13 protein-coding genes are annotated in these 14,334 nt (G+C 66.2%); 10 read left to right on the plus strand and 3 right to left on the minus strand.

What is annotated here, in order from left to right:
- Positions 1 to 81 precede the first annotated feature (81 nt).
- From OG203_RS42995 to OG203_RS43015, 5 genes are all read left to right on the plus strand, one after another.
- Positions 82 to 897 carry a MerR family transcriptional regulator gene (locus OG203_RS42995; protein WP_405162936.1) on the plus strand — a complete coding sequence of 272 codons (816 nt, stop codon included), beginning with the start codon at positions 82 to 84 and terminating at the stop codon, positions 895 to 897.
- Positions 898 to 1,163: 266 nt separating this feature from the next.
- Positions 1,164 to 2,627, plus strand: coding sequence for an MDR family MFS transporter (locus tag OG203_RS43000; protein ID WP_405162937.1), 1,464 nt, complete (start codon positions 1,164 to 1,166; stop codon positions 2,625 to 2,627).
- A gap of 271 nt (positions 2,628 to 2,898) precedes the next feature.
- Complete coding sequence (locus OG203_RS43005; RefSeq protein WP_405162938.1) at positions 2,899 to 4,443, plus strand: M28 family metallopeptidase; 1,545 nt, start codon at positions 2,899 to 2,901, stop codon at positions 4,441 to 4,443.
- 115 nt (positions 4,444 to 4,558) lie between these two features.
- Positions 4,559 to 4,918, plus strand: a complete 360-nt coding sequence (locus tag OG203_RS43010) for a hypothetical protein (protein WP_405162939.1) — start codon at positions 4,559 to 4,561, stop codon at positions 4,916 to 4,918.
- Positions 4,919 to 4,975: 57 nt separating this feature from the next.
- Positions 4,976 to 5,848, plus strand: coding sequence for a hypothetical protein (locus OG203_RS43015; RefSeq protein WP_405162940.1), 873 nt, complete (start codon positions 4,976 to 4,978; stop codon positions 5,846 to 5,848).
- Positions 5,849 to 6,074: 226 nt separating this feature from the next.
- On the opposite strand, the gene OG203_RS43020 is transcribed toward OG203_RS43015, so the two are convergent.
- Entirely contained in the window at positions 6,075 to 7,220 is a 1,146-nt protein-coding gene (locus OG203_RS43020; protein ID WP_405162941.1) for an LLM class flavin-dependent oxidoreductase, read from the minus strand.
- A gap of 267 nt (positions 7,221 to 7,487) precedes the next feature.
- Here OG203_RS43020 and OG203_RS43025 point away from each other — a divergent pair, with 267 nt between their 5' ends.
- A complete protein-coding gene (locus tag OG203_RS43025) occupies positions 7,488 to 8,102 on the plus strand; it encodes an FMN-binding negative transcriptional regulator (protein WP_405162942.1) in 615 nt (204 codons plus the stop codon).
- Positions 8,103 to 8,119: 17 nt separating this feature from the next.
- Here OG203_RS43025 and OG203_RS43030 read toward each other — a convergent pair whose 3' ends face one another.
- Positions 8,120 to 8,344: a hypothetical protein gene (locus OG203_RS43030; protein ID WP_405162943.1), complete on the minus strand. Its 225-nt coding sequence runs from the start codon at positions 8,342 to 8,344 to the stop codon at positions 8,120 to 8,122.
- Between the two features lie 448 nt (positions 8,345 to 8,792).
- Positions 8,793 to 9,419, minus strand: a complete 627-nt coding sequence (locus OG203_RS43035; RefSeq protein WP_405162944.1) for a helix-turn-helix domain-containing protein — start codon at positions 9,417 to 9,419, stop codon at positions 8,793 to 8,795.
- A gap of 48 nt (positions 9,420 to 9,467) precedes the next feature.
- Between OG203_RS43035 and OG203_RS43040 the strand changes: the two genes are divergently transcribed.
- The 4 genes from OG203_RS43040 to OG203_RS43055 all read left to right on the plus strand — a co-directional run bounded on the left by OG203_RS43040 (position 9,468) and on the right by OG203_RS43055 (position 14,332).
- The gene (locus OG203_RS43040; protein WP_405162945.1) at positions 9,468 to 10,094 is read left to right on the plus strand and encodes an SAM-dependent methyltransferase; all 627 of its coding nucleotides are present in this window, start codon (positions 9,468 to 9,470) and stop codon (positions 10,092 to 10,094) included.
- Between the two features lie 25 nt (positions 10,095 to 10,119).
- On the plus strand, positions 10,120 to 10,611 hold the full coding sequence (locus OG203_RS43045; protein WP_405162946.1) for a DinB family protein: 492 nt from the start codon (positions 10,120 to 10,122) through the stop codon (positions 10,609 to 10,611).
- Positions 10,612 to 11,167: 556 nt separating this feature from the next.
- Complete coding sequence (locus OG203_RS43050; RefSeq protein ID WP_405162947.1) at positions 11,168 to 11,983, plus strand: alpha/beta fold hydrolase; 816 nt, start codon at positions 11,168 to 11,170, stop codon at positions 11,981 to 11,983.
- A gap of 198 nt (positions 11,984 to 12,181) precedes the next feature.
- Positions 12,182 to 14,332 (plus strand): SGNH hydrolase domain-containing protein, encoded by a 2,151-nt coding sequence (locus OG203_RS43055; RefSeq protein WP_405168182.1) that lies wholly within the window; start codon positions 12,182 to 12,184, stop codon positions 14,330 to 14,332.
- The last annotated feature ends 2 nt before the right edge of the window (positions 14,333 to 14,334 follow it).

Consider the following 14,334-nt stretch of genomic DNA (forward strand, 5'->3'; position numbering starts at 1 on the left):
GAACGCGGGGCTTGACCTTCACCTCGGGGCCGACCGCACGCTGGACACCGAGGGAAGTTCCCTTGTCATGAGGAGGTGACAGTGGAGTCGCTCTCGATCGGCACGTTCGCCCGGCTGGCTCGGCTTTCGCCGAAGGCTCTTCGGCTGTACGCGGAATCGGGTCTGCTGCCGCCCGCACACGTCGACGCCGATACCGGCTACCGCTGGTATTCGTCGACGCAGTTGCCGCGGGCTCGGCAGATCGCGCGGTTGCGTCGGCTTGACATGCCGCTGACCCGGATCCGGAGTGTCCTGGACCTGCCGCCCGAGCAGCGGGCGCGCGAGTTGGGCGCCTACTGGGACGAGCAGCAGCGTGCGTTCGCCGCCAAGGGCGAGTTGGTCGGATTCCTCATTGCCCAACTGACCGGAAAGCAGGTTGCCATGTACGACGTCTCGATCCGGGATATCCCGGCACGTACGGTGTTGAGGCAGACCGACCACCTCACCGCCGATCAGATCGGTGAATTCGCCACCCCGCTGTTCGCCCGGTTCGGCGGGCCCGCCGTGCCACGGCCCGAGGGCATCGCCGGACTGCCCTTCCTCCGCTACCACGGCGAACTCGGCGCCGACGACGACGCGCCGGTCGAATTCTGCTGTCCGATCAGCGAATCCGATATCGACGCGGTTGCCAAGCAGTTCCCCGAGATGATCGTCGGGACCGAGCAGGCCGGGCGGGAGATCTACCTCGGCATACCCAAGTCCGACATGATGACCGCCCTCGGATTCGAGTCACTGCATCAGTGGCTGCTCGACCACAACGAGGAATCCGACTGGCGGCCGAGGCAGATCTTCCTGCGCGACCCCGCCCATGCCGACGAATCCGACATCATCTACGAGCTAGCGGTCACCCTGACCTGACTGCTCGAGAAGTGCCTCCGAGATGGGTGATCAGGGTCACGATTCGATCTTGACGTCTGCGAGAAAGCGCTTCTGACCTGCGATATTGGTACCAATCGTGGCCGGATAATCAGGAAAACCCCATGAATTGTGTCGGTCCCGCCCGGTTTACTGGTGCGCGCCCGATGAGTTCGAGCAACCCACTCCGTCTCCATCATTGTGGCGACGGGACCTCGAACCTGGTTGGCCACACGTTTTCCTGCCAACGCTCTACCCGGAGGTATCCGATGTCCGCCGAACTATCCGCTCCCACCTCGGGAGGACGGACACCGCCAGTCATCCGGGTGCTGGTACTCGCGACCTTCGTGGTGATCCTGAACGAGACCATCATGATCAACGCGATTCCGCGGCTGATGGAGGACCTCCAGGTCACCGAGCGGGCGGCGCAGTGGGTCTCCACCGCGTTCATGCTCACGATGGCGGCCATCATCCCGACCACCGGCTGGTTCCTGCAACGGGTTTCGACCAGGCGGGCATACGCCACGGCGATGGGTATCTTCCTGGCCGGTACCGCGCTGTCGGCCGTCGCGCCGACCTTCGTGGTGCTGCTGCTCGGTCGGATCATCCAGGCGGGCGGCACCGCGGTGATGATGCCGCTGCTGATGACCACGCTGATGACCGTCGTGCACGAACATGACCGCGGCCGGGTGATGGGCAATGTCACCCTCGCCATTTCGGTGGCGCCGGCGATGGGTCCGGTGATTTCCGGGTTGGTGCTGCAGATCGGTTCGTGGCGTTGGCTTTTCGTGCTGGTGCTGCCGATTACCGGTGTCGTCGCCTGGCTCGGCCTTCGCCAGCTGGAGAACGTCGGCGAGCCGCAAGCCGGCGCGATCGACTGGGCAAGCGTGGTGCTCGCCGCGCTCGGCTTCGGCGGACTGGTGTTCGGGCTCAGCCGATTCGAGAGCACCAACCTCACCAGCCCGGCACTGATCGTCGCCGCGGGTGTGGCACTCATCGCCGGGTTCGTGTTCCGTCAGCTGAGCCTGCAGCGCTCCGGGACGCCGCTGCTGGATCTGCGGGTGCTGCTGGCCGGCACCTACACCAAGGCGCTGGTGCTGATGTCCTTCGCGTTCATGGCGATGCTCGGGTCGATGATCCTGCTGCCGTTGTATCTGCAGAAACTGCGCGAGCTGAGCCCGTTGGAGACCGGCCTGCTCGTGATGCCGGGCGGGTTGGCGATGGGTCTGCTCGGACCGACCATCGGGCGCCTGTTCGACCGGTTCGGCGGGCGCCTGCTGGTGGTTCCCGGGTCGATCGGGATCACCGCGGCGCTGGGCGGGTTCACCCAGATCTCGATGTCCATGCCGTACTGGCAGCTGCTCGGTCTGCACATCTTGCTGATGGTGTCGTTGGCCGCGACGTTCACCCCGGTGTTCACGCTCGGCCTCGGCGCGCTCCCGCAGCACCTGTACTCGCACGGCAGCTCCATGCTCGGCACCCTGCAGCAGGTCGCCGCGGCGTTCGGTACCGCGCTGGCGGTGACCGTGATGTCGGCGCGCGGCGATTCGCTCGTCGCCGCCGGCACCGACGCGATCACCGCGCACCTCGACGGCATGCGGTTGGCCTTCCTGGTGTCCGCCGTCTTGTCGCTGATCGTGATCGTCATGGCGTTGCTGCTCCCGAATCGGGCAGCCGCACACGATGAATCCGATGAGTCCGAAACCGCGGCCCCCGAATTGATCAAGGGCTGACCATAATTCGACACGAAACCCCCGGCTGTCACGCCGGGGGTTTCGTCGTTTACGCCGTAGATCTGCACTCTTTCACGGGATCCGCACCTAGTTCTAGCCGTCTATAAACGGTGCGGATCCCCGGAAAGAGTGCGGGTCTCGTCGGGTACTCATACTGCGGATTCCCCACCCGCGCAACCTGTTTCCCCACTTCAACTGGGGTTTCATCGAGGGGACGCCGCAGCTTAATCTCCGATCATCGGGATTATTCCGTCCCTTTGGAGGAGCTCAAATGCGTCATATCTTCCGCCGTGCCAGAGCCGGTCGCGTTATCGCCGTGGCCGCCGCTGTGCCCCTCGTTCTCTCGCTCTCCTTGGCCGGGTTCGCGCATGCCGACCCGAGCGCGCCGCCGGAGCGACAACTGGCCGAGTCCGTCCAGGCGCCGAACATCAAGCGGCACTTGCAGGAGTTCCAGAAGATCGCCGACGCCAACGGCGGCACGCGCGCCTCGGGCACCCCCGGTTTCGAGAAGTCCAGCGACTACGTGGCCGGAAAGCTGCGCGGCGCGGGCTACCAGGTGACGGTGCAGAAGTTCGACTTCCCGTTCTTCCAGGAGAAGTCGACGGCCGCGTTGGCGCAGGTCGCACCCGATGCCAAGACGTACAAGCCGACCCAGCCGAACAGCAGCCAGTTCGGCGATTTCGCCACCCTGACCTATTCGGGTTCCGGCGATGTGACGGGGACGGTCCAGGCCGTCGATCTAGTGCTGCCGCCGCCAGCGGCACCGGGTTCGACCTCCGGCTGTGAGGCGCAGGATTTCGCGGGCTTCACCGCGGGCAACATCGCCCTGATTCAGCGCGGCACTTGCACTTTCGCCGACAAGGCACGCAATGCGCAGACGGCCGGGGCCAAAGGCGTGATCATCTTCAACGAGGGTCAGCCCGGCCGTACCGACACCTTCACCGGAACCCTCGGCGGGCCCGGCATCACCGTGCCGGTGGTCGGTGCGAGCTTCGCCGTCGGCGAGGATCTGGCCTCCCCGGCGAACACGGTCGTACATCTGAAGACCGACACCGAGAGCACGACCCGCACAACCAGCAACATCATCGCGGAGACCAAGCGCGGCAACGCGGACAAGGTCGTGATGGCGGGGTCGCACCTCGACTCCGTGCTTGCGGGTCCGGGCGTCAACGACAATGGTTCCGGCAGTGCGGGTCTGCTCGAGGTCGCGCTGCAGGCGGCCAAGGTACCGACGAAGAACAAGGTCCGGTTCGCCTGGTGGGGTGGTGAGGAACTCGGTCTGCTCGGCTCCGACCACTACGTGACGAGCCTGCCCGAGGCGGACCGCACCAAGATCTCGGTCTACGCCAACTACGACATGATCGCCTCGCCGAACTTCTCGTACATGATCTACGACGGCAGTGCGGGACCGGCCGGTTCGGTCGACCTCGAGAAGAACCTGGCCAGCTACTTCGACTTGCTCCGCCTGCCGCACGTCCCCACGGCGCTGGACGGGCGCTCGGATTACGGCCCGTTCATGGCGGTCGGGATTCCGGTCGGCGGGTTGTTCACCGGTGCCGAGGGCATCAAGACGCCCGAGGAACAGAAGATGTTCGGCGGTCAGGCGGGCAAGGCTTACGACTCCTGCTACCACTCGGCCTGCGACACGATCAAGAACATCGATGACAAGGCGTTGGCCGTGAACACCGGGGCGATCGCCTACTCGCTCGCGAGCTTCGCGTTCTCCGATCACCCGCCGAGCCGGACCCCGGCCGCGAAGGTTGCTCCTGAGCAGCGCGGAAAGGTCCAGACTCAGCACGGCGGGTTCGTCATGTAAACGTCTGCGACTCAAGGCAACCCGGCGGGGCGATCACCTGCCGGGTTGCTTTTTGCCCTTCGCAGGTGGTTAGCCTCTAGCTCAGACATTTCGACGGCTTTGGAGGTTCTCGACCATGCAGGCATTGCCGGATCCTGTTTTCCAGCCAGCGGATTCGACCGCGGCAATGATGGATCTGATCGGCGGGAAACCAGGCGCATCAACGGTTTTCGGCGAGCCGGTCACGGTCGACGGCATCACCGTCATCCCCGTCGCACGCGCGGGCATCGCGTTCGGCGGTGCGGACGGCGGTGTCGGCGGTGGCGCTGATATACGCCCGCTCGGCTACCTCGAAATCCGGGACGGCGTCGCCCGCTACCACCCGATCCGTGATACGTGGGGCCACGTCGTCGTCCCGCTTGCGGCGCTGGCGGCCGGGCTTGCCGCGCCCTGGATGATCCACGCCGCGAGCAAATTCCGCCGCCCCCGGCGATAGCGCGACAAAGCAGTCATTTTGATCGGTTAAAGTACGCCCCTTCGAACGGGGGAGCATATGAACACCTGGCGCGAACTAGACCCGGCCATCCGGAAGGCGCTCATGCGCGGTGAGCCCGCCACCGATCCTGAGATCGATCGGATCGCGACGGCTCATGCCGAGAACGCGTTGAAGCGCTCGAAGGTCTGGTTGTACGTACTCGGCATCCCCGTCTGCCTGGTCGTGGGCGGGCTGCTGGGGTATCTCGCGGCCGCGACTGACACGCCGGTCTCGGTTCTCGTGCTGGTGATCATTGCGGGCACCCTCGGGGTGACCGTTGCCGTGAGCCGTCGCAAGCTCGCGCTGATCCGGCTCTTGAACGTCAGCCGGGGGTCGGTTCGGGAGCCGGTCATGCCGGGGTCGTCCGAGAGGCTGGAGGTCAGGGTGACGGTCGCGGGCTTGCTGCGGGCGACGGCTCCGTGGCTGGTCATGGTCGTTATGCTGCTCGCGGTGAGTGTGTTGGTGGCCAGTCCGTGGCTGACGGGTGTGGTGCTGGTCGTGGCCGTCCCGGTCATCGCGTACGTCGGCTACATACTTGTGGCCTGGGCGCTGCCGAAGCACGCGCAGCTTGTGCTCGACTCCGATGGCGTGCACACGCCGAAAAGCGGGGTGAGCGTCGGCTGGGAATCTGTCCGCGAGATCAGGGTCGTCCCGCTGCGCGCGACATCGCGAGACCCCCGGCAGGTGATCGCCTTCATCCTCTACGAAGACCAGGTGTACCTACGGCAGCTTCCGAGCTGGCAGAGATTCCTTGCCAGAAGAAACGTGAGGACTTTCCTGTCGCCAATGGTCACCGTGGACGGCTTGGCCGACAAGCCCATCGCGGAGATCGCCGCCTCAGCAGCTGCCCTGTCGGGCCTTCCGGTATCGATGACGTCACCAGCCGCATAGGGAATGCCCACGCGGCAGTGCGCATCATGTCAGCGCTGCCGCCACAAACCGCTACGGTGACGATCCCGGCAGTCACCCGCCGGACTACCCCTGCCTCGATGAGTCGTCAACCGCCTGACGACGCGCTATTGGTCGGTTGATCATGGGGAACTGGTGGCGGCTTCGTGCGAGAAGCCCCCGCCACCAGTTCCCCGTGATCACTTGTCCAGCAGTGCATCTCGGTCGGTTAGGTCGGTTGTCGGCGCAATCGCGCCGCTAACCACAGCACGACGCCGTAACCGAATGCCGCGTCGGCGTTGGAGACGAGGGCGCCGCTCGGGAAGACGATGGCGTGGCGCAGGCCCGCGTCGGACAGGGCGCGGATGCGGGTGAGGATCTCGGCGGGAGTGCCGATCATGAGCCATTCGTGCAGTACCTCGTCGGTGACCTCGGCGATCGCCTCCTGTACCTCGGTCTTGGTCAGCTGGTGCGGCAGTAGATCGATCAGGCCGCGGAAGCCTTCTCCGAAAGGATGTTTCACACCGCAGCGCGCCCATACCGCGTCCGGTGCGAGCAAGCCGAGGTAGCGGACGGCTTGGGCGCGCAGCAGTCGCCGGATACCGGCGGGGGTGCGCGCGGTGAGCATCGAGATCATCTGTGCGGGGACGATCGCCTCGGGGTCGCGTCCGGCGGCGCGGGCGGAGGTGTGCACCAGCTTCAGTCGTCGCTGGTACTCGTCCGGTGACATCGACTCCCATGGGTACCAGCCGTCGGCGTACCGCCCGGTCAGTTCGAGCATGCGTGGCCCGTGCGCGCCGAGCCATATCTGTGGCATCCGGTCCGGCGGTGCCTTCAAATCCATTGGCGCCCGGTCGATTCGGTAATACTTTCCGGCGAATTCGATGGATTCCGGTGCGGTCAGTGCCGTGCGGATAACCTGCAGTGCCTCCTCGAGGCGGCTGACCGGACGGTCCCAGGTGAATCCGTACGGATCGAGGTTCTCGGTCTCGCCGGATCCGAGTCCCAGGATGGGCGGCACCTTTGTCATATGCGCCAGCGTGAGAAACGTCTGCGCCAGCAGCACCGGATGCCTGCGGTGCGGATCGGTCACGCCGACCCCCAGCTGCACCTTTCCCGCCCCGGCGGCCAGATGGGCAAGCAGCGGCGCGTAATCGAACTGCTCGTCGGGGCTGTTGACCACCTTCGCCTGCGGGGTGAAGTCGCTGTCCCAGATGGCTCGCGGAAACACGCTGATCAAATGATCCGGCGCCAGCACCGAATCCAGTCGGCCGAGTCGGGCCATCCGCACCACGAAACGCGCGGCGCCCAGCGGGGGATTGACACCGGCCATAGCGCCGACGGCGAATGATCGCGAACTGTGCGAGTCCGGCATGGGGTCCCCTCTCGACCGGCATGCCCGCGTCGGGCATCCACCGATTGTCCCGTCGACCCCAGCTCGCGTCCGCTGATTCCGTCGGGTTGATCAACTACGCGTACCCATTGTGCGTGAACGCATCAGGGCGCGCAGTCCGACTGAAGTTCTTGCGGCGGTGCGGCGTACGCTTCCGTCGAAGCGGTGGTGCAGGCAGGCCAATTCGCCCGATAATTGCCGTCGAATCGGCACTGGTGGAAGACCGGTCCGGCCGACAATGCTGGAAGGATGTACGTCCCCGAACATTTCGCTGCCGACGAGCAGGCCGTATCCGAGCTGCTCACCGAGCACGGCGCCGCCGATCTGATCACCGCGACATCGGACGGCATGGTCGCCACCATGCTGCCGTTCGTCTACGACCACGGCGCGCGGACGTTGCGCGGTCACCTCGCCCGCAACAACGATCAGTGGCGGCGGCCGGTGATCGGCGAGGCACTGGTCATCGTGCGCGGTCCAGACGCATACGTTTCGCCGGCCTGGTATCCGAGCAAGGCCGAACACGGGCGTGCGGTGCCCACCTGGAACTACGTCACCGCGCACGTCTACGGGCGGCTCACCGTGCATGACGATCCGGTTTGGGTCGAACGGCTCGTCCGCGACCTGACCGAACGTCACGAGGTCGGGCGGGCGCAAGCATGGTCCGTGGACGACGCGCCGCCACGGTTCATCGCGGGGCAATTGCGTGCCATCGTCGGGGTCGAATTGGCGATCACGCGTGTCGAGGCCAAGTTCAAGCTCAGCCAGAATCGGTCCGCCGCCGACATCGACGGCGTGATCTCGGGGTTGACCGCCGACGGACGCGACGACGTGGCCGGTGCCGTGCGGCGAGCGCGCACGGCCTGAGCCCGTAGCAGCACAGGCTATTCGGGCATGAAGCTGGGGATGTCTATGTCGTCGTCCGAGTCTGTGCGACATGTCCTGCATGCCCAGTCCGGCGAGTCGGGGGTGATGACGCAGCCGCCCAAAACGATCTCGCCGCGCTCGGCGCGGTCGAATGAGATGCTGGAGGGGTAGCCGTACATGATGGGGGTCATCGCTGCGCCGCATTTGGGGCACAGTGGACGATCGGTGTTCTGCTCTGTCATGTGGACACTCTTGCAGCGGTGCCGGGCATTCGGTAGTGCTGCTTGGCAGTCGGTGTGAAGCATGTTGGCAGACAGCATCATTGGGGTATTGGCTGGGCCAAGCTGTGCAGGTTCCATTCGGTCCGGAGCGAGGCAGTTTCGCCCGTCCGCCGCAGTCCAAAGTTGGTCTCGGCGACGAGGTTTCGGCTAAGACTCAGGGGCGCAGCGGCGTAGCGCGCGTTCTGTTCATCTACGCGGGCAATATCGCGGTCCCGCTGCTCGATCCGGAGGATCAGGGGGCACGCCGACCGGCTCGCCGCGGTGCTCGGCGACTGCACGGCCGCGGCGATCCGCACTGTCGGCGCCGCGGTGGGCGGTGAGCGCGGCATCGAAAGCGGTTGGGATTTCGCTCATTACGACATTCGTGGCCACTACTGAACGATCGGGCGGCCGTGCGCGATCAGCAGTTTCAGGATTTAGCTGCCGGGTTCGCGCGCACGTGCGAACGCACCCCTTGCAGGCCGAACAGGATGAGAAGCTCGACCACACCACCGTCGGCGCTGCCGAGCCAGTGCGGCAAGGATGTATCGAATTCGGCTGCCTCACCGGGCGATAACGTCATGTCGCGCTCGCCGAGCACCAGGCGCAGGCGGCCGTTGAGCACATAGAGCCATTCGAAGCCCTCGTGTGTCTGCGGTGTCGGATCGAGCGGTGTCGGCGTCGCGGGGATGATCATCTTGAACGACTGCGTGCCGCCCGGCCGCCTGGATAGCGGGATGAAGATCATCCCGAATCGCTTGATCGGTTTCAGGTGGATGCGGGGGTCGCCGGTGCGTGGGGCGCCGACGAGGTCGTCCAACGGGACGTCGTAGGTACGGGCCAGCGGTAGCAGCAATTCCAGGGTTGCCCGGCGCTGACCGCTCTCCAGTCGGGACAGGGTGCTCTCCGAAACTCCGGTCGTCGCCGCGAGGTCGGCGAGGGTGATGCCGCGGTCGCGCCGCAGCGCACGCAGGCGCGGCCCCACCAGGTCGAGCACGTCTTCGGTTTCGTGGCCCACGCGACCATCTTGCCAGAACCGCAAGTTTTCGTGCCACATCGTGGTGCGTCTGGCGAGACTGGGGAAGTCCCGACAGAAGGAGCCCCGATGAGCACCACCGATGCGGTCGCGTTCTGGGACGGCGTCTACGCGAGCCGTCCGTCCGCCACCGACCCGCGGCCGAATGATCTTCTCGCCGAAACGGTTTCAATCCTGCCGCCGGGCCACGTGTTGGACCTGGGCTGCGGCGACGGCGGCGACACGTTGTGGCTTGCCCGCCGAGGGTGGCGGGTCACCGCCGTCGACATCTCGGCCGTTGCGGTCGAGCGACTCGCCGGTCTTACCCGCGCGAGCGGTCTGGGGGACCGGGTCGTCACCGAGCGACATGACTTGGGCAAGTCCTTCCCGCAGGGCCGATTCGACCTGATCAGCGCCCACTACCTGCACACCTCTTTCGACCTGGACCGGGCAACCGTCCTGCGCGCGGCCGGGCTCACGCTGCGACCGGGCGGGCTGCTGCTGGTCGTCGACCACGGCTCGACCGCGCCGTGGTCGTGGAACCAGGACCCCGACATTCGGTACCCGAGCCCACAGGAGGTCGCTGCGGGCATCGACCTGGACCCGACGACCTGGACGGTCGAGCGCGCGGAGGCACCCCGCCGGATCGCGACCGGCCCGGGCGGGCACACCGCCGAGGTCACCGATCACGTCCTGCTCATCCGCCGCACCGCCTGACCCCCTCCCGACGAAGGAGACCACCATGCCCACCACCTTCCGCCGTAGCGACACCCCGCCGCCCCGAACCGGAAGCAGCGAGACCGCGATCCTGCGCGGATTCCTCGACTACCTCCGGATCTCGATAGCCGCGAAGGTAGACGGCGCCCCCGAACCACAGGTCCGAACTGCCGCGGTCCCGTCGGGCACAAACCTGCTCGGCCTACTCAACCACTTGACTTTCGTCGAACGCGCAACGTTTCTCGGCGACAAAGTCACCGACTGGCAGGCAACGTTCCAGGCGTCACCAGCGGACAGCGTGGCCGATATCCTCGCCCGCTACCAGGAGACCGTCGCGCGCGCGAACAAGATCCTCGACGGATGCCCCGACCTCGCCGCACCCATCCCTCGCCCAGGATCGCAAACCCGCGCCCCCAGCATCCGCTGGGCCCTCACCCACATGATCGAGGAAACCGGCCGCCACGCAGGTCACGCCGACATCCTCCGCGAACTGATCGACGGCACGACCGGCCGCTGACTCCAAAAACCTTCCCTGCGAAGGGAACCCATGTCCACCACATCACCGCCGTCGTAGCCTGACGCCGTCCGATTCGCGCGCTGACTCCAAACACCTTTCTCGCCAATGGAACCCACGGCCGCCGCATCGCGACCGTGCGTCGCGCACCGTTCGACTTCGAGCGTTGACTATGCACCTCCTCCGCGACAAGCACCCGCCGTCCGCCGCCGTCGTCTCGCGACGCCTTCCGTTTCGCGCGTTGGGTCCAAAAACCCTGGCTACGAAAGGAACCCGCGGTCATCGCACTCCGGCCGTCATCGCCTCTGATTCACGTACTGACTCCGGACAGTCTCTATGACAGGAAACTATGATTACCGCACCACGGCCGACGTCGCGCCGCCCTCTCCGATTCGCGCGGGAGCTGGCGGCAGTCATGTTCACCGCTCTACTCACAATTGGTGCTGCGGCCTGTGGCACGTCAGATGCGGACGTTCCCGGGTATGCCGTTGCTACTCAGAGTGACCCGCAGTTCAAGAGCACCTTTCGGCACGAGTTTGCTGATGTTGATGGTGTTCGAATGCACTATGTGACCGGGGGGAGGGGTACGCCGGTGGTGTTGATACATGGTTGGCCGCAGACGTGGTTTGGGTGGTGGCCGGTTATGCCTGCGCTTGCTGAGCGGCACACTGTTTATGCGGTGGATCTTCCTGGGCTTGGGGACAGTGCCGGGTCGCCGACGGGGTATGACAAAGCCACGCTTGCGCGGTATGTGCACGCGCTGATCGCTGATCGGCTCGGGTTGCGTGACGCGCGTGTTGTCGGGCATGACTTCGGTGCTGCGGTGGCGTTCGAGTATGCCGCTCAGTTCCCCGCCGAAACCGCTCGGCTCGGCTACCTCGATCTGCCGCTGCCAGGGCCCGCGATCGATGCGGCCACCTATCGCTCGCTGAGCTGGCATATTGCCTTCCACTCGCAACGGAAGGTTCCCGAGGCGGTGGTCGGTGACAATGTCCGCGAGTATCTGGCGCTGTTCTATCCCCAGGTTTCGTTCGGCGGCACGGCGTTCGGTGGCACCTCGGACCGGTCCCCGTTCACCGACGCCGAGATCGACGAGTACGCCCGGACCTATCGTCGCCCCGAGGTGCTGTCGGGCGGCTTCGAGCTCTACCGTGCCCTCGACAAGGACGTTCGCGACACCGTGGCGGCGGCACCGACCAATGTCCCGACTCTGCTCATGTCCGCCCAGGGCCAACTCGACTCGATCCGGGCCACCGCGGCCCCGCGCATGACCAACATCGTCCGCGCCGTGGACGTGCCGAACGCGGGTCACTGGCTCGTAGAGGAAAACCCCAAGTTCGTCGCCACAGAGTTGCTGAACTTCCTCAACGAATAAGGCACCGAACGGGACATGGCGGCGGCAAAACGCGAGAAAAGCCGCCGTCATGTCCCGTTCGATGATTAAACTCGCGTTTTCGGTAAGCGAGGCTTACAGAGTTTTTCAGTGCGACTTCATTATCAAATGTCGTTGCGACATTGTCGGCAAGAGTCGGTAAGAATGCGTCCCATGATAGGGACTGCGCCCGGTGGATTGATGGTGCGGCAGGCCGACTCGGCGGACCCGGAAAACCGCGTGCGGTCCGCGCGCGCGAGGTTCCGGCCTGATGTCGAGGGGCTGCGCGCTGTCGCGGTGCTTGCCGTCGTTGTCTTCCATGTCGGCGTGCTCGGTGTCGGCGGCGGATTTGTCGGTGTTGACGTCTTTTTCGTGATTTCCGGCTTTCTCATCACCGGAATGCTGTGGCGTGAAGTGGCGGCCACCGGCACGATAAGACTCGCACGGTTCTATGGCGCGCGGGCCCGCAGATTGTTGCCTGCCGCTGGCATTGTCTTGGTCGCGACGGCGGTCGGTGCTGCGGTGTTGCTGCCGCCATTGCAGGCGCGCGCTGTTCTCGGTGACGGGATCGCGAGCGCGTTGTACGCGGGCAACTATCGGCTCGCGCTCAACGGCACGGACTACCTCAATGCCGACGCACCGCCCTCACCGTTCCAGCACTACTGGTCGCTGGGCGTGGAGGAGCAGTTCTATCTGCTGTGGCCCGCGCTGATCATCGGGGTCGCCTGGTTCGCGCATCGTCGGCACAGGGCCGGAGCCGACGCCTCGCCCGTCCCGTATCTGCTTGTGCTCGCGCTGGTCGCCGCGGCCTCGTTCGCGGTTTCGCTGAACTGGACGCGCACCCTGCCGCCGTGGGCGTTCTTCGCACTGCCCGCCCGCGCGTGGGAACTGGCCCTCGGCGGCATCGTCGCGCTCTCGGTCCCGGTCTGGCGGCGGTTGCCGGAATCGCTGGCAACGGTCGCCGGATGGCTTGGGCTGGCATTGATTGTGTTGGCCTGCACCCGATTAGACGGGCGGACACCATTTCCCGGCACGGCGGCGCTGCTGCCGGTCCTCGGCGCGGCACTGGTCATCGCCGCAGGCTGCGCCGGGACCCGCTGGGGCGTCGGTCGAGCGCTGTCGGTGACGCCGCTGCGGTCACTCGGCCGCCTTTCCTACTCCTGGTATCTGTGGCACTGGCCGGTGCTGCTGCTCGCGCCGCGGCTGCTCGGGCACAGCCTCGATGCGGTCGGCGCGGTGGGCGCGGTCGTGACGGCCGGTGGCCTCGCGATGCTCACCCTGTGGTTCGTCGAGGATCCCGTCCGGTTCGCGGCACCGTTGCGGCGTTCGGCGGGCTGGAGCCTCGCCAGCGGTGGCGTCGTCACCGCGGTCGCCGTCGGCGTCGGGGTGGGGTTGCTGGTGTTCGTGCCCGTCCCGGTCGGTCATGGGGCGGCGGCCGAGGCCCTCACGGTCATGGCGGCACCCGCGCCACCGTCGGAAGCCGTCGATCCGCACGACGCGGCGGTGCGGCAGGTGACCGCGCAGGTGCAGGCCGCCATCGCGGCATCGGTTGAGCCGCATGCCGTTCCGTCGAATCTCTCCCCGGCCCTCGCCGACGCGCCGGGCGATAAGGCGGCGGTATTCGGAAACGGTTGCGTGCGTTCATGGCTCGACCTCGGACAGCCCGAGTGTGTCTCAGGCGATCCCGCTTCGCCCACTACGGTGGCACTGGTGGGGGATTCGCATGCGGCGATGTGGAGCCCGGCCTTCGAGCAGGTCGCCGAGCAGCGGCAGTGGCGGTTGGAGACGCTGAGCAAGGTCACCTGTCCGCTGATGGAACTGCCCATCACCAGCCCCTACCTGGGCCGGGAGTACACCGAATGCGTGCAGTGGCGCCACCAGATCCTGGCCAGGTTGCAGGCCGAGCATCCACGGCTGATCGTGCTGAGCATGTCCCGGCGCTACGGCGGCGACTTCGGATTCACCACCTACGACCAAGCCTGGATCGACAGCCTGTCCCGCCTGACCACGCAGCTACGCGCTACCGGTGCGAATGTCCTTGTCCTAGGACCGATTCCGGACCCGCACAGCACCGCGCCGACCTGCGTGTCCGACCATCTCGACGACGCGCTGGCCTGCGCGCCGACGCGCCAGGTCGCCGTGAACGACGCGGGCATCGCCGCCGAGCGGGCCGCGGCGACGGCGGGCGGTGGTCAGTACGTCGACCTCACCGACCTGTTCTGTACCGCCGACCGCTGCCCACTCATCAACCGCAACAACCTGATCTACCGCGACGACAACCATCTGACGGTCACCTACGCCAAGGCCCTCACCCCGGTCGTCGCCGCGCTGGCCGACCGCGCACTCGGCTGAGC

This window comes from Nocardia sp. NBC_01499 (assembly GCF_045040275.1).
In the GTDB taxonomy this organism is placed as follows: domain Bacteria; phylum Actinomycetota; class Actinomycetes; order Mycobacteriales; family Mycobacteriaceae; genus Nocardia.